The 14,388-nt window shown below is 71.2% G+C and carries 16 protein-coding genes; 6 read left to right on the top strand and 10 right to left on the bottom strand.

Annotation, left to right across the window (positions count from 1 at the left end):
- Nucleotides 1-41: 41 nt before the first annotated feature.
- Nucleotides 42-1,199 carry a PP2C family protein-serine/threonine phosphatase gene (locus F1615_RS03885; protein ID WP_149547439.1) on the bottom strand — a complete coding sequence of 386 codons (1,158 nt, stop codon included), beginning with the start codon at nt 1,197-1,199 and terminating at the stop codon, nt 42-44.
- Nucleotides 1,200-1,345: 146 nt separating this feature from the next.
- Here F1615_RS03885 and F1615_RS03880 point away from each other — a divergent pair, with 146 nt between their 5' ends.
- Nucleotides 1,346-1,831 (top strand): MarR family winged helix-turn-helix transcriptional regulator, encoded by a 486-nt coding sequence (locus F1615_RS03880; RefSeq protein ID WP_208818239.1) that lies wholly within the window; start codon nt 1,346-1,348, stop codon nt 1,829-1,831.
- Nucleotides 1,832-2,155: 324 nt separating this feature from the next.
- Here the strand turns inward: F1615_RS03880 and F1615_RS03875 are convergent, their stop codons facing one another.
- The 6 genes from F1615_RS03875 to ychF all read right to left on the bottom strand — a co-directional run bounded on the left by F1615_RS03875 (nt 2,156) and on the right by ychF (nt 7,628).
- A complete protein-coding gene (locus F1615_RS03875) occupies nt 2,156-3,025 on the bottom strand; it encodes a potassium channel family protein (RefSeq protein WP_149547438.1) in 870 nt (289 codons plus the stop codon).
- Between the two features lie 102 nt (nt 3,026-3,127).
- A complete protein-coding gene (locus F1615_RS03870; protein ID WP_149547437.1) occupies nt 3,128-4,075 on the bottom strand; it encodes a MerR family transcriptional regulator in 948 nt (315 codons plus the stop codon).
- Between the two features lie 319 nt (nt 4,076-4,394).
- Nucleotides 4,395-4,526 (bottom strand): hypothetical protein, encoded by a 132-nt coding sequence (locus F1615_RS36815; RefSeq protein WP_280118885.1) that lies wholly within the window; start codon nt 4,524-4,526, stop codon nt 4,395-4,397.
- A gap of 137 nt (nt 4,527-4,663) precedes the next feature.
- Complete coding sequence (locus F1615_RS03865; RefSeq protein WP_244328634.1) at nt 4,664-5,872, bottom strand: multidrug effflux MFS transporter; 1,209 nt, start codon at nt 5,870-5,872, stop codon at nt 4,664-4,666.
- Nucleotides 5,873-6,219: 347 nt separating this feature from the next.
- Nucleotides 6,220-6,414, bottom strand: coding sequence for an alpha/beta fold hydrolase (locus F1615_RS03860; protein ID WP_149547436.1), 195 nt, complete (start codon nt 6,412-6,414; stop codon nt 6,220-6,222).
- A 125-nt stretch (nt 6,415-6,539) separates the two neighbouring features.
- Nucleotides 6,540-7,628 (bottom strand): redox-regulated ATPase YchF, encoded by a 1,089-nt coding sequence (gene ychF, locus F1615_RS03855; protein ID WP_149547435.1) that lies wholly within the window; start codon nt 7,626-7,628, stop codon nt 6,540-6,542.
- A gap of 181 nt (nt 7,629-7,809) precedes the next feature.
- Between ychF and F1615_RS35905 the strand changes: the two genes are divergently transcribed.
- The gene (locus F1615_RS35905; RefSeq protein ID WP_149547434.1) at nt 7,810-8,424 is read left to right on the top strand and encodes a DUF6542 domain-containing protein; all 615 of its coding nucleotides are present in this window, start codon (nt 7,810-7,812) and stop codon (nt 8,422-8,424) included.
- 10 nt (nt 8,425-8,434) lie between these two features.
- Here the strand turns inward: F1615_RS35905 and ppgK are convergent, their stop codons facing one another.
- Both ppgK and F1615_RS03840 read right to left on the bottom strand, forming a co-directional pair.
- Nucleotides 8,435-9,181 carry a polyphosphate--glucose phosphotransferase gene (gene ppgK / locus F1615_RS03845; protein WP_149547433.1) on the bottom strand — a complete coding sequence of 249 codons (747 nt, stop codon included), beginning with the start codon at nt 9,179-9,181 and terminating at the stop codon, nt 8,435-8,437.
- A 70-nt stretch (nt 9,182-9,251) separates the two neighbouring features.
- The gene (locus F1615_RS03840; protein ID WP_149547432.1) at nt 9,252-10,277 is read right to left on the bottom strand and encodes a 4-hydroxy-3-methylbut-2-enyl diphosphate reductase; all 1,026 of its coding nucleotides are present in this window, start codon (nt 10,275-10,277) and stop codon (nt 9,252-9,254) included.
- Nucleotides 10,278-10,343: 66 nt separating this feature from the next.
- On the opposite strand from F1615_RS03840, the gene xseA reads away from it, so the two are divergent.
- The 3 genes from xseA to F1615_RS03825 all read left to right on the top strand — a co-directional run bounded on the left by xseA (nt 10,344) and on the right by F1615_RS03825 (nt 12,549).
- Entirely contained in the window at nt 10,344-11,552 is a 1,209-nt protein-coding gene (gene xseA / locus F1615_RS03835) for an exodeoxyribonuclease VII large subunit (RefSeq protein WP_149547431.1), read from the top strand.
- Between the two features lie 9 nt (nt 11,553-11,561).
- Entirely contained in the window at nt 11,562-11,816 is a 255-nt protein-coding gene (locus tag F1615_RS03830; RefSeq protein WP_149547430.1) for an exodeoxyribonuclease VII small subunit, read from the top strand.
- Nucleotides 11,817-11,958: 142 nt separating this feature from the next.
- Nucleotides 11,959-12,549 carry a malonic semialdehyde reductase gene (locus F1615_RS03825; protein ID WP_149547429.1) on the top strand — a complete coding sequence of 197 codons (591 nt, stop codon included), beginning with the start codon at nt 11,959-11,961 and terminating at the stop codon, nt 12,547-12,549.
- Nucleotides 12,550-12,627: 78 nt separating this feature from the next.
- On the opposite strand, the gene F1615_RS03820 is transcribed toward F1615_RS03825, so the two are convergent.
- Nucleotides 12,628-13,134 (bottom strand): DUF4245 domain-containing protein, encoded by a 507-nt coding sequence (locus F1615_RS03820; RefSeq protein ID WP_149547428.1) that lies wholly within the window; start codon nt 13,132-13,134, stop codon nt 12,628-12,630.
- A 143-nt stretch (nt 13,135-13,277) separates the two neighbouring features.
- Between F1615_RS03820 and glpX the strand changes: the two genes are divergently transcribed.
- Nucleotides 13,278-14,312 (top strand): class II fructose-bisphosphatase, encoded by a 1,035-nt coding sequence (gene glpX / locus F1615_RS03815; protein ID WP_149547427.1) that lies wholly within the window; start codon nt 13,278-13,280, stop codon nt 14,310-14,312.
- The last annotated feature ends 76 nt before the right edge of the window (nt 14,313-14,388 follow it).

The raw sequence follows: 14,388 nt of genomic DNA, 5'->3' as shown, positions 1-14,388 counted from the left end.
GTCGGCACATCACGCGGGGAGGCCGGCGGTTCCCGCCCGGGTCAGCGGCCGTGCCAGTCGAGACAGACGACGAGGGCGTCGTCGTCGGGGAGGGACTGGCCCCGGTGGCCGGTCAGCTCGCGCAGGACGGCGCGCGGGACCTCGGCGGCCGGCAGCAGCCGGGTGGCCTGGATCGCGCGGGCGAGCGCGGCGTCGCCGTACGCCTCCCCCTTGGGGTCCGCGACCGCGTGCACGCCGTCGCTGACGAAGACGAGCCGGTCGCCGGGCTCGACCCGGAACTCCTGGGTCACGTAGTCGGTCTCCTCGAACATGCCCAGCGGAAGCTGCGCCTCGAAGGTGACCGGCTCGACGGATCCGTTCCGCAGCCGGACCGTCTGCGGGGACCCCGCGTCCACGACGGCGACGCGCCCCGTCTCCAGGTCGAAGTCGAACATCAGCACCGACAGGTAGCAGCGGCCCCGGTAGTGGGCGTAGACCGCCTGATCGGCGAGGGCGGCCTGGTCCTCGATGGCGATCCCGGCACGCCGCGCGTTGCGCAGGGCGTTGATGGCCAGATTGGTCAGCAGGGAGGCCTCTGTGCCCTCCCCCATGCCGTTGGTGACGTAGAGCATCAGATGGTCCGCCGTGACGGACCAGTCGAAGTTGTCGCCGTGGATCGCGTACGCGGGCTCCAGCTGTGCGCCGAGCTCGTACTCGGGGCGCGAGCAGGAACGCGCGGGCAGCAGCTGCCACTGCATCTCGGCGGCCAGGGTGAGCCGGTCCTTGCGGCGCGCCTGCAGATAGACGTCGGTGTCACGCTCGGCGACGACCACTTCGTGGCCGAGCACCTGCGCGATCTCCGCGAGCTCGTTGAGGACGCCTACGGCGCCGTCCTCGTCCGGCAGGGTGACCGACAGCACGCCCAGCCGGTCGCCGCGCACGCTGACCGGGAGGTGCACGCGCACACGGCCGCCGACGGGCTCGACCACCGGTTCCTGGGCGCCGAAAGCCCGGCCCACCACGCTGTTGTGCACGGACACCGGCTCCGCGGTGTACGGGAGCACCGACACGGGCTGGAGCACGGTCAGGCCGTAGTCGGCCATCAACAAGTCGGCGGATTCCGCCGCGTACAGCTCCGCCAGCACGCGACGGGTGGCGTCGAGCAGCTCATGCGGTGCCGCTGTACGCAGCGCCCGCTCGGCGGTCACGAGTCTGTTCACGATGGCAATAACACCAATCCTTCGAAGAGTTCCTCTGTCCTCGCCCGGGCGGTGACGCCGCTCGGGGCCGCATCGGGGCGCTGGACCCACGTGTAGCCGCTGCGAATGGCTAGTACGCTGGCCGCTGTCCCAGTGCCTGCGAGAGTGTGACAGTGGCTGCTTTCCGCCCCCGCCCGGAGCCCGTCGAGGTCGCCCGTGTGACCGCGACGGCGGGAGAGTTGCTGGAAGTCCTGTGGGGCCGCGCCTCGACCGCCCCGGCATCCGCGTCCCAGATGCGCGTGCTGCTCACCCTGGAGCACCAGGACGGCATCAATCTGCGCACGCTCAGCGCCGCCCTCGCCTCAACCCCCCCGTCCACCAGCCGGCTCTGCGACCGGCTGGTCGCCGTCGGCCTGGTCGAGCGGGTGGTCGGCCGGACCGACCGGAGAGAGGTCCGGCTGCACCTCAGCAAGCGGGGCCGCGCGTTCCTCGACGACCTGCGCGCACGCCGGGAGCAGGAACTGCAGTCGGTGCTGACGCTCATGCCCGCGGGGAAGCGGGCGGCTCTGCTGGAAGGGCTGGAGGCGTTCTGCGACGCGGCGGCGCTGCAGATGCACGACGACGGCATGCGGTCGGACGACCGCACCGCCTGAACACGAGGCTGCGCCACCGGGCTCCCCGATGCCGCGGGGCATCGGTGGCCGGTGCGCGGAGGGACGTCCGCCCCACCGGAACATTCCACTACCTTCCCCGTCCGGTACGACACGGCTGCTTTGTTGCCCCAAGGCCATTGTTGCCCCTCGGCAACAGACCCTGGAAGCGTACCCGCTCCGGATACCCCCGATGACAGGGACGATTCCCGGATCGCCCCGTCGCCCCCGGACGCGGCGACGCGGCGCGCACCTGGACCGGAATCCGCCCGAAGCCTCGGGGAAGGGTCTCGGCGGCCGTGACGGCGCAGCCGATCACCTGCTCGGTCACGCCCCCCGTCCGTGGTCGGCACCGTACGCCGCGAAGACCTGCTCGGGAGTCCCGCCCGTACGGAGAAAGCGCGCGTCGAGGACGGCGGCCAGGTCCTCCAGGGCCGTACGCATCACCGACGCGGACAGCCGCACGTCGGGGTGACGCGCGCGCCCGGCCTGACGGGCCAGGTCGGCCGCGTGGCCGAGCTGCCGGGGCAGCGACGTGTTCTCGTCGCCGTCGTAGAAGTAGTACGACTCCGCGTACTGCATGAAGTCGACCGTGGTCACCGAGAGTGCCGAGGCCAGAGCATCCAGGAGCGCGGCTCCCCCGTCCGAGTCGAGGGCCTCCGCGGTGGCCCGGCTCCGCCGTACGTGGGACAGACGCAGGGCCAGAGCCCGCCGGCGGGCCAGGGCCGGGTAGACACCGAGGATCCAGGCCACGGTCGCCGACAGCAGAACGAAGCCCACCAGCGCCTCCACGGGAGCGAGCACCCGCAGCCACCCCGATGTCGGCGCGATGTCTCCCAGGCCCAGCGTGGCGAGGGTGACCAGGGAGACGTACAGGGCGTCCACGGGGCCCGCGTGCTCGCCGGGGACGAGACGCTCGGAGTAGGAGAACCGCTCGGGCATGTGCGGCCAGTAGACGAGGCCCCAGCCGACCGCGACGGTCCCCGCCCACACGGCGACGACCGCGACCATGCCCAGCGGACCGGCCAGACCCGCCGGCCGTCGCCGCGCTCCCAGGCGGGCCGACAGCCGCCACAGTGACATCATGATCAGCCTGCTGAGACCGCCGTGCCGTGTCGGGTGCCACAGCGTGTGGAACACGTCACGGAGGACGAACAGCACCATCACCGCGCCAGCGGCCATCGAAAGCCACGCCATGGCCGCCACCTTTCCCCATGCCGGGGCCGCCGCCCACAGGAACCGCCGGTGCCGGGGCGACGCCGGCCGGTCGCCGGCCACTCCCCACACGTCGTGCCGGCGTCAGAGGAAACCGCGCCGGGCACTGGAGGCCGTGTTCTGGGTAGCGGGTGAGTCTTGGGCGGAGAGTTCCTCGGCCAGTTCCATACAGCGCAGGCGGGCTGGGGAGAAGTCGTAGGGCATCTTGCCGGTGGCTTCGAACACGCTCATGGAGTCAGCCTCCCGCCTGCCAGGGCTGAGGCCGGCCTCGCTCTCGCCGTCATCGGCGGTGGCAGGGTGCGAAGTGTCCCAGGCGTCGAAGAGGTCGTCGTCGTCCTCACCCAGGCCGGACTCCTCGATGGCGGCCTGCAGGGCGCTTTCGAAGGCGTGCCGCTCGACGGCCACTCGAGCCACCCGTGGATCATCGACGGCGACACTGTCGTCGAGTGCCTCCTCGGCGTCATCGATGCGGTCGGAATCCTCCCGCAGAGTGGGATGCGTGGCCAGGACGACGAAGCGGGTGGCCTGGACGGCCGCGCCGAGCGGGCCGAAGATCCGCTCAGTGACCAGCAGACTGTCCAGGTCCCCCTGACGCAGGGAGCCCTCGGGCAGGCTCTTGAGGCGTTCGGTGACGAGGTCGGAGAGCAGGCCCATCCGGCTGCCTTCGGCGCGCATCCGCTGCACGGCGGTCCGTTGCCGCCGCAATTCCGCCTCCTGCTCGGCGAGGGTTTCCTCCAACCGCTCCAGGATTCCCGCGATACCTTCTCCGCTGTCCGCACCGGCGGAAGCGGTGCCGGTGGTGAAGGCGTCACGGATGTCGTCCAGGGCGATCCCGGCATCGGCCATCTTGCGAATCCACAGCAGGCGGATCATGTCCTCGTACCCGTAGCGGCGGCGGTCGTCGCCGCCCCGCTCAGGCTCGGGGAGCAGCCCGATCTCGTGGTAATGGCGAATCGCCCGTGGCGTGCTGCCGGCGAAGGCCGCCGCGTCACCGATCTTGACCTGGCGGGGCGGCACGAAAGACGAACGCATGAGCAGGGACCTTTCCTCAAGGCATCGGGACGTAAGTCCACCGGACCACATGCCGCTACGGAAGGTGCAACCGCATGAACACCGCTCCGCCCAATGCCAGGAACTGCGCCCTTCCTCCGTAACGACCGCAGGGCCGTCCTTTCCTGTCCTGCTGTGGCATCCGCACAACGGCGGGCGAACCGCAACTTCATCGAACCGGGTCGCCACGGCCCGGTGCTGCTTGAGACGGTTGATCCCGCATTCGACCGCGTGCCGGGCCTTGTAGTCCTCGCGGCCGAAGAAGGGCGGACGGCCCCCCCGGCTTCTCCCCGGCGGCGGACTACTTGGCCGCGATGGCGACGGGCAGGACGCCGTCGGCGTTGTAGCGGGCCTCCCAGCGGTCCGCGTACCGCGCGGGCAGGCTGGACAGCCTCCGCTCGGACGGGGCGTTCTCCTGGTGGAGCATGGACATGGCGTGCCTCTTTCCCGGGCACGCCGGCGCGGCAGACGGCCGGCGTGCCCTGTGACGACGGGGCGGGGGCGGGTGCGGGCGGCGCGCAGTGCCGCCCGCGTCCGCGGGGGTGAAGGGAAGCCGAAGGGCGGGCCGGCTCAGCCGGTCCCGGTCATCGCGTCCGACGGGTGCGGGGTCTGCTCGCCGGCGGGGGTGCGGGGCCTGAGGAAGGCCAGTGGCGCGGCGATGACGGTGGCCACCGCCATCACCCCGGCCGTGACGACGGCGTCACCGGTGAACAGACCGCCGGCCACGCCGGTGAACAGGGTCACCAGCAGCGCCCGACCACTCATGCTCAGCGAGGACGCCGCTCCCTGGAGTTCGGGGAACACCTCCAGGGAACGGCCGAAGACGACGGGGTAGACGGCGGCGAAGCCGACGCTGAAGACGGCGAGGGACACGGTGGTGGGCACCGGACCGTCACCGAGGGCGAGGAACAGGGCGACGCCGGCCAGCGTGGCGGCGATGGCGCACGCCACGGTGCGCCCGGGACCGCCGAGGAGCTCCATGATCCTGGTGGCGAAGAGGCTGGTGACCGCGAACGACGCGACGACGACCAGGAGGTTGCCCGCGAACGCCGGCGTGGACAGGCCGAAGGTGTCCGTGTAGAGGAAGGAACTGGCGGCGATGAAGACCATGTAGGCGGCGAACAGCAGGCTGGGGACGAGCGACGCGGCCAGGAACTCCCTGCTGCCCAGCAGCCGTCGGTAGTCGCCGGCCACCTGCCGGGCGCTCACCTTGACCCGCCCGGTCCTGGTCTCGGGCAGGAACAGCGCCATGAGCAGCAGCGACACCAGGGTGACGCCGAAAACCACCGCGTAGTTGCCGCGCCAGCCGAGGGTGCGGTTGACCAGTCCGCCGAGCGCCGGGGCCGCTGTCATGAAAGTGGACATGGCGGCGTTGGTCAGCCCGAACATCTTGAGCAGCTGCTTGCCCTCGTAGACGTCCGCGATGATCACGAAGACGAGCACGACGGAGGTGCTGGCGCCCACGCCCTGCACGAACCGGGACACCAGCAGGAACTCGATGGTGGGTGCCACCGCGCAGCCCAGGGCGCCGGCCAGCATGACGGCGTTGCCGGCCAGCATGACGCCGCGCCGGCCGAACCGGTCGGACAGCGGCCCGTAGGCGAGGGCGCCCAGGCAGTAGCCGAGGAAGTTGTAGGTGACGGTCAGCTGGACCGACGACTCGGACGCGTCCAGCGCCCGGGCGATGTCGGGGAAGCTGGGCACGGACATGTCCAGCTCGATGATGGTGCCGATCAGCGCCACGACGAGCAGCGTGGGCAGGAATCTGTTCTTCTTCATGGCCTCGTGAGGGAAGGACCCGGGGGACGCGGGCGGCCCCCGGGTCCGCGCGAGGGCGCGACGGAGCGGGGGTACGCCGGAGACCGGCCGGGTGAGGTGAAGTGGGCACGTGGAACCGCGCCGTGCCGGAGCGGCAGTGCTCTCGGCAAGGCTCAGCGGTGCGTGGTGAGTCTTCGAATCAGCGGCCACCAGGTGGCCTGCGCGTTGCGCGGCCTGCGGCCCGCCCGCTCGCCACCCGTGGCACGTGACGCCGACTGCAACGTGACCCCTTCTGAAGCGATCCCTGGAAACGAGGTTGTCGTCGCTCATCGTAGGCACACGACCGCCGGTGGTAACAGCTCGTTTTCTCACACCGGACCGCCGATCCGTGACGGCAACTCCTGCGCGAACCGTGCGGGTTGCTCCGGATACGGCATGTGGGAGGCGTCCGGGACGACCACCGTCCGGCCGCAGGGGACGGCCCGGGCGTACGCCTGGCAGGCCCAGGGCGGGACGAACTTGTGCTCTCCTGCCACCGGGCTCCGGACAGCACCGTCCGGCACGGGCACTCTCCTCCCACCCGGCACGAATCCAGCACGGTGCAAAGCCATGGGGCCTGACTCCGAAGAGTCAGACCCCATGTGACCTGCACGTGCGCCGGATCATTGACGTGGTGGTGCACCACCCGTCACACGTTGAAGCGGAACTCCACCACGTCGCCGTCCTGCATGACGTAGTCCTTGCCCTCCATGCGGGCCTTGCCCTTGGCGCGGGCCTCGGCGACCGAGCCGGTCTCGACCAGGTCGGAGAAGGAGATGACCTCGGCCTTGATGAAGCCCTTCTGGAAGTCGGTGTGGATGACACCGGCGGCCTCGGGGGCGGTGGCGCCCTTCTTGATGGTCCAGGCGCGGGACTCCTTGGGGCCGGCCGTGAGGTACGTCTGCAGGCCGAGGGTGCGGAAGCCGACGTGGGCGAGGGTGGCGAGGCCGGGCTCGTCCTGGCCGACGGACTGGAGGAGTTCGAGGGCCTCGTCCTCGTCCAGCTCGGCGAGGTCCGCCTCCAGCTTGGCGTTGAGGAAGATCGCCTCGGCGGGGGCGACCAGGGCGCGCTGCTCGTTCTTGAAGTCCTCGTCGGTCAGCTCGTCCTCGTCGACGTTGAAGACGTAGAGGAAGGGCTTCGTCGTGAGGAGGTGCAGGTCGTGCAGGAGCTCCGCGCGCTCGCTGCCCTGGACGATGCCGTGGGCGAAGAGGGTGTCGCCCTTCTCCAGGATCTCCTTGGCCTCCTCGACCGCCTTGACCTTGGGCGCGATGTCCTTCTTGATCCGCGACTCCTTCTGGAGGCGGGGCAGGACCTTCTCGATGGTCTGCAGGTCGGCGAGGATCAGCTCGGTGTTGATCGTCTCGATGTCGTCCTTCGGCGAGACCTTGCCGTCGACGTGCACGACGTTCTCGTCCTTGAAGGCACGGATGACCTGGCAGATCGCGTCGGACTCGCGGATGTTCGCGAGGAACTTGTTACCCAGGCCCTCACCCTCCGACGCGCCGCGGACGATGCCCGCGATGTCGACGAAGTCGACCGTGGCCGGCAGGACGCGCTGGGAGCCGAAGATCTCCGCCAGCCTGGTCAGGCGGGGGTCGGGGACACCGACCACGCCGACGTTCGGCTCGATCGTGGCGAACGGGTAGTTGGCCGCCAGCACGTCGTTCTTGGTCAGGGCGTTGAACAGGGTCGACTTGCCGACATTCGGCAGACCGACGATTCCGATCGTGAGCGACACGTTGCGACTTCCCGTACGTGAGGATGGGGGCGAGGACCGGCCGGCTGGGCAGCGTGGGCCGATCCACCAGTCTACGGCGTGCCCGTGCCCGCCCCGCCGACGTACCGAACGCCTGGCCGAGCTCCGGTTCCCGGCGTGTCTGACAGACCGTTCGGCACATAAAACGACCTAAGTTGGTCCAGTGGAGCAACACAGGACGCGACCCGCGCAGTACGGACCGCGACGTGACCCGGCATCCGGGCCACCCGCGCAGCCCAGGCCGTCCCGGTCACCCCGGCCGCCGTTGCCTCCGCAGGCGGCACGCGCGGCGGGGGGCGGGGTCGTACGGTCCGCGCGGCCGGCCCGGCCCGGCCGCGCGCCGCAGCGCCGGCCCGCTCACCCGCCCGCGGCCCGGCGGCTGCCCGACCCACGGCTCACCGGACTGGGCGGCGGCCTGTTCTGCGGGCTGGTGATGCTCGCGCTCGGGCTGCTGACCGGGGCGCTGTTCGGGGCCTCCCAGACGGTGTACGGCGTGCTCTTCCTGCCGGTGTGCGCGCTGACCGCGCTGTGGGTGCGCGAGGGGGACCTGCTGATCGCGCCCGTGGTCGTACCGATCGCGTTCGCCGTGGGCCTGGTGCCGGTCGCCGACGGCGGCGGCACCCTCGACCGGCTGACGGGCCTGGTGACGGGCCTGGCCACCCAGGCCGGGTGGCTCTACGGCGGAACGCTCGTCGCGGGTGTGATCGTGCTCGTCCGCAGGGTGCGCCGGGTCCGTGTGCTCAACCGCCGCGTCGCGCGGAGCCGGCCCCGCCCGTAGAGGTCACCCGCTACGCGCCCGTCGCCGCCCGCATCGCCGCGCCCACGATGCCCGCGTTGTTCTGGAGCTGGGCGGGGACGATCTCGGCCTTGATGCCCTCGATGTGGTCCAGGAACTTGTGGGACTTGCGGCTGACGCCGCCGCCGATGATGAACAGCTCCGGCGAGAACAGCATCTCCACGTGGGCCAGGTACGTCCGCACCCGGTGCGCCCACTGCTCCCACGACAGTTCGTGGTCCTCCCTGGCCTTGCTGGAGGCCCGCTTCTCCGCCTCGTGGCCGTGCAGCTCCAGGTGACCCAGCTCGGTGTTGGGGACGAGGACGCCGTCCACGAACACGGCGCTGCCGATACCGGTGCCGAAGGTCAGCAGGATCACCGTGCCCCTGCGGTGGCGTCCGGCGCCGAAGTGCATCTCGGCGACGCCGGCCGCGTCCGCGTCGTTCACCACCGTCACCGGCAGGCCGCCCAGCCGGTCGCCGAGCAGCACGCGCGCGTCGGTGTCGATCCAGCTCTTGTCGACGTTGGCCGCCGTACGGATCGTGGTGCCGCCGGTGACCACTCCGGGGAAGGTGACGCCGACCGGGCCGGTCCAGCCGAAGTGGTCGACGACCTGCTTGACGCCGTCGGCCACCGCGTCCGGCGTGGCGGGGTGCGGGGTGAGGACCTTGCAGCGCTCCTGCGCCAGGTCCCCCTTGTCCAGGTCGACCGGGGCACCCTTGATCCCGGATCCGCCGATGTCCACGCCGAAGATCTGCATGTCCCCACGTTACGACGAACGACGGACCGTCACGAAAGCCGGCCGCCCGGCCGCCACCGCGGCCCCACCGTCACTCCGCGGAATCCGCACCGGTCCCCGTGCCGCCGCGCCCGGCCACCAGGGCGGCGGCCTCGTCGCGCAGATCGCGGCGGAGCTCCTTCGGCAGGGAGAAGATGATCGACTCCTCGGCCGCCTTGACGATCTCGACGTCCTCGAAGCCGCGCCGCGCCAGCCACTCGAGGACCTGCTCGACCAGGATCTCCGGCACGGAGGCGCCCGAGGTGACGCCGACCGTGGAGACGCCCTCCAGCCACGCCTCGTCGATCTCGTCGGCGAAGTCCACCAGGTACGCCGCGCGGGCACCGGCCAGCTTGGCGACCTCCACCAGCCGCTTGGAGTTGGAGGAGTTGCGGGAGCCGACCACGATCACCAGGTCCGCCTCGGCGCCCATCTGCTTGACCGCGAGCTGGCGGTTCTGCGTGGCGTAGCAGATGTCGTCGCTGGGCGGGGAGATCAGCTGGGGGAACTTCTCCTTGAGGGCGTCGACGGTCTCCATGGTCTCGTCGACGGAGAGGGTGGTCTGGGAGAGCCAGACGACCCTGGACGGGTCGCGCACCTCGACCTTCTCCACGTCGCCGGGCCCGTCGACGAGCTGGATGTGGTCGGGGGCCTCGCCGGAGGTGCCGATGACCTCCTCGTGGCCCTCGTGGCCGATCAGGAGGATGTCGTAGTCCTCGTTGGCGAAGCGGACCGCCTCCTTGTGCACCTTGGTCACGAGCGGACAGGTGGCGTCGATGGTGGCGAGCCGGCCGCGCTCGGCCTCCTCGTGGACGACGGGGGCGACGCCGTGCGCGGAGAACATCACGATGTTGCCCGGCGGGACCTCCTCCGTCCGTTCGACGAAGACGGCACCCTTCTTCTCCAGGGTCTGCACGACGTACTTGTTGTGCACGATCTCGTGCCGGACGTAGACGGGGGCCCCGTACTGCTCCAGGGCCTTCTCGACGGCGATCACGGCGCGGTCCACACCCGCGCAGTAGCCACGGGGGGCGGCGAGCAGGACACGGCGGCCAGGCGAAGCGGTCATGCGTCCCATCGTAAGGGCCGCGTCCGAGGGGGCCGGTCACGGTGCGTTGTCGGTGGGGCGCACTACTCTCGCGGCATGGCTGTCAACACGTCTGCGGAAGCTCCCCTCCCGGTCGGGGAGGTGTCGCGGCTCATCGGGGGATGGATCGACCGGCTCGGCGCGGTGTGGGTCGAGGGGCAGATCACCCAGCTGTCACGGCGGCCGGGCGCCGGGGTGGTGTTCCTGACGCTGCGCGACCCGTCCCACGACATCTCCGTGGGCGTGACCTGCTACCGGCAGGTGTTCGACGCCGTGGCGGACGTCGTGAGCGAGGGCGCGCGGGTGGTGGTGCACTGCAAGCCGGAGTGGTACGCGCCGCGCGGGCAGTTGTCGCTCAGGGCCGCCGAGATCAGGCCCGTCGGGGTCGGGGAGCTGCTCGCGCGCCTGGAGCAGCTGAAGAAGGCGCTCGCGCGCGAGGGGCTGTTCGCGCCGGAGCGGAAGAAGCCGCTGCCGTTCCTGCCCCAGCTGATCGGGCTGGTGTGCGGGCGGGCCTCGGCGGCCGAGCGGGACGTGCTGGAGAACGCGCGGCACCGCTGGCCCGCCGTGCGCTTCGAGGTGCGCAACGTCGCCGTGCAGGGGGTGCACGCGGTGCCGCAGGTCGTCCAGGCCGTGAAGGAGCTGGACGCCGTCGACGACGTGGACGTGATCATCGTGGCGCGGGGCGGCGGCAGCGTGGAGGACCTGCTGCCCTTCTCCGACGAGCAGCTGGTGCGGGCGGTGGCGGCGTGCCGTACGCCGGTGGTCTCGGCGATCGGGCACGAGCCGGACAGTCCGCTCCTCGACCACGTCGCCGACCTGCGCGCCTCCACGCCGACCGACGCCGCCAAGAAGGTCGTGCCGGACGTGGGGGAGGAACACGAGCGGGTGCGGATGCTGCGCGACCGCGCGCGGCGCTGCGTCCAGGCGCTGCTGGACCGGGAGGAGCGCGGGCTGGCCCACGCGCTGGCCCGCCCCTCGATACAGGATCCGCACCGGATGATCGAGACCCGGGCCGAGGAGGTCACGGCACTGCTGGAGCGCGGGCGGCGCTGTCTGCGGCACCAGCTGGACCGGGCCGACTCGGAGCTGACGCACACGCACGCGCGCGTGGTGGCCCTGTCCCCCGCCGCGACCCTGAAGCGGGGGTACGCCGTGCTCCAGCGGGCGGACGGGCACGCGGTGCGCGCTCCGGGCGAGGTGGAGGCCGGTGAGGCGTTGCGGGCGCGGGTGTCCGAGGGCGAGTTCACGGTCCGAGTCGATGTTTAGGGTGGGCGGATGACCAGCAAGGCGGAGCAGACAGCGGCGGCGGAGACGGCCGGGGCGCTCGGGTACGAGCAGGCGCGGGACGAGCTGATCGAGGTCGTACGGCGGCTGGAGGCGGGCGGTACGACCCTGGAGGAGTCCCTCGCGCTCTGGGAGCGGGGCGAGGAGCTGGCCAAGGTGTGCCGGCGCTGGCTGGACGGGGCGCGGGCGCGGCTGGACGCGGCGCTCGCGGAGGAGGCCGGGGCAAAGGACGCCGAGGAGGGCTGATCCGTGAACGATCCGTGAAGTGGATCACCACGGTCCGGATTTAGTTGAGAGTTGAACTTTTCGGGCGTACCGTCGAGTCCGCCAACCGGTCCGCGGTCCCCGCGCGGACGCCGGGCCGACGTACCACCCAGAAGGTTCACGCATGTCTCTCGCCCTTGACCCCGCCGCCCAGGACCTGCTGTTCCGCGAGGCGCGCACCGCCAACACGTTCACCGACGAGCCGGTGACCGAAGAGCAGGTGCGGGCGATCTACGACCTGGTCAAGTACGGTCCTACCGCCATGAACCAGTCGCCGCTGCGCGTCACGCTGGTCCGCTCCCCCGAGGCCCGCGAGCGCCTCGTGCGGCACATGGCCGAGGGCAACCGGCCCAAGACGGCCACGGCCCCGCTGGTGGCGATCCTGTCCGCGGACAACGAGTTCCACGAGGAGCTGCCGCAGCTCTTCCCGCACTTCCCGCAGGCCAGGGACGCCGTCTTTAGCGAGCGCCCGGTGCGGGAGAGCGCCGCGGCGCTGAACGCCGCCCTCCAGGCCGCGTACTTCATCATCGGCGTCCGCGCCGCCGGCCTGGCCGCCGGTCCGATGACCGGCGTCGACTTCGAGGGCGTCCGCAAGGAGTTCCTGGACGACGACCACACCCCGCTGATGGTCGTCAACATCGGCCGTCCCGGCCCCGACGCCTGGTACCCGCGCAGCCCGCGCCTGGAGTTCGAGCAGGTCGTCACCACGGTCTGACCGCCGCACACGCGAAGGGACGGGCCCCGTCGGACCGGCCGGTCCGACGGGGCCCGTCCCCCTTTCGGCCGCGCGCGCTCACTCGGTGCGCAGCGCCTCGGCCATCTTCGTCAGCTGCCCGAACGACGCCGTGCCCGTCACGACGGTGGTCGAGCCCTCGGTGCCCTCCAGCACCAGCGCGTCGTAGTGGTCGCCCTCGTAGCGCGTCCACGTCCTGCCGTCGATCCGCTGGGTGGCCCCGGTCTTCGCGGCGCCCTGCGTCTTGTCCTCGATGAACGGCGTCCGCTTGCCCGCGGACTGCTCGACCGCCACGTACTCCCCGTCGGGGGCGTGGAAGCCGAGGTGCCAGGCGTCGGCGTCGGCGCCCTGGAAGCGGACGGAGGTGGGCTTCCACGCCTCGGGCAGTCCCTCGGGCGCGGCCACGGGGTAGGAGGCGGCCCGGCGGGCCGTGAGCAGGTCGACCCGGTAGTCGACCCGCTTGAGGTCGGGTTCACCGTCCTCGTGCGGGATGAACAGCCAGATCACTCCCGCGGCGAGCACGATGAGGGCCAGGGAGAGGATCATGTCCCGGGCCGTTTTCTGCATGCTGCTCGTTCCTGCCACGTCCCCTATCGTCGCAGGTACCCGAAGCGCTCATCCGTGGGGGGCCCTGCTCATTCTGCCTGTCTGGCGATAGAGTCGTGGCCACACCCTCATCCGGCCGTCGTCGTACAGAAAGGTGCGCTCCGATGACCGAACACCATCACTTGCCCTCCGAGCTCGATGTCCCCTCCGAGGCCCCCGACCGCAACCTCGCCCTGGAGCTCGTACGGGTCACCGAGGCAGCGGCGATGGCCGCGGGCCGCTGGGTAGGGCGCGGGGACAAGAACGGCGCCGACGGTGCCGCGGTGCGCGCCATGCGCACCCTCGTCTCCACCGTCTCGATGAACGGCGTCGTCGTCATCGGCGAGGGCGAGAAGGACGAGGCCCCGATGCTCTTCAACGGGGAGCGTGTGGGCGACGGGACCGGCCCCGAGTGCGACATCGCCGTCGACCCGATCGACGGCACCACGCTGACCGCCAAGGGCATGACGAACGCCATCGCGGTGCTGGCCGCCGCCGAGCGCGGCTCGATGTTCGACCCCTCGGCCGTGTTCTACATGGACAAGCTGGTCACCGGCCCCGAGGCCGCCGACTTCGTCGACATCAACGCGCCGGTGAACGTGAACATCCGCCGGGTCGCCAAGGCGAAGCGGGTCACCCCCGAGGACGTCACCGTCGTGATCCTCGACCGGCCGCGGCACGAGGGCATCATCAAGGAGATCCGGGAGACCGGGGCGCGCATCAAGCTGATCTCCGACGGCGACGTGGCCGGCTCCATCCTCGCGCTGCGCGAGGGCACCGGCATCGACCTGCTGCTCGGTGTCGGCGGCACCCCCGAGGGCATCATCTCGGCCTGTGCGGTCAAGTGCCTGGGCGGGACGATCCAGGGCAAGCTGTGGCCCAAGGACGACGAGGAGCGGCAGCGGGCGGTCGACGCGGGGCACGACCTGGACCGGGTGCTGACCACGGAGGACCTGGTCACCGGGGACAACGTGTTCTTCGTGGCGACGGGCATCACCGACGGCGAGTTGCTGCGGGGTGTGCGGTACCGGTCGGAGACGGCCACGACCGACTCCATCGTGATGCGGTCGAAGTCGGGGACGGTGCGCAGGATCGACTCCGAGCACCGGCTGAGCAAGCTGCGCGCCTACAGCGCCATCGACTTCGACCGGGCCAAGTGAAACGTCTCTCCAGCGCCCCTGGGCGAGCTGGCCGGCCCGGCGCGTGAAAAGGCGCCCCCTGTGCGGAGGGGGCGCC

Origin of the sequence: Streptomyces marokkonensis (assembly GCF_008312835.1) — a bacterium.
Lineage (GTDB): Bacteria > Actinomycetota > Actinomycetes > Streptomycetales > Streptomycetaceae > Streptomyces > Streptomyces marokkonensis_A.
The sequence above is the reverse complement of the archived record's forward strand: the minus strand, read 5'-3'. Positions and strand labels throughout refer to the sequence as shown.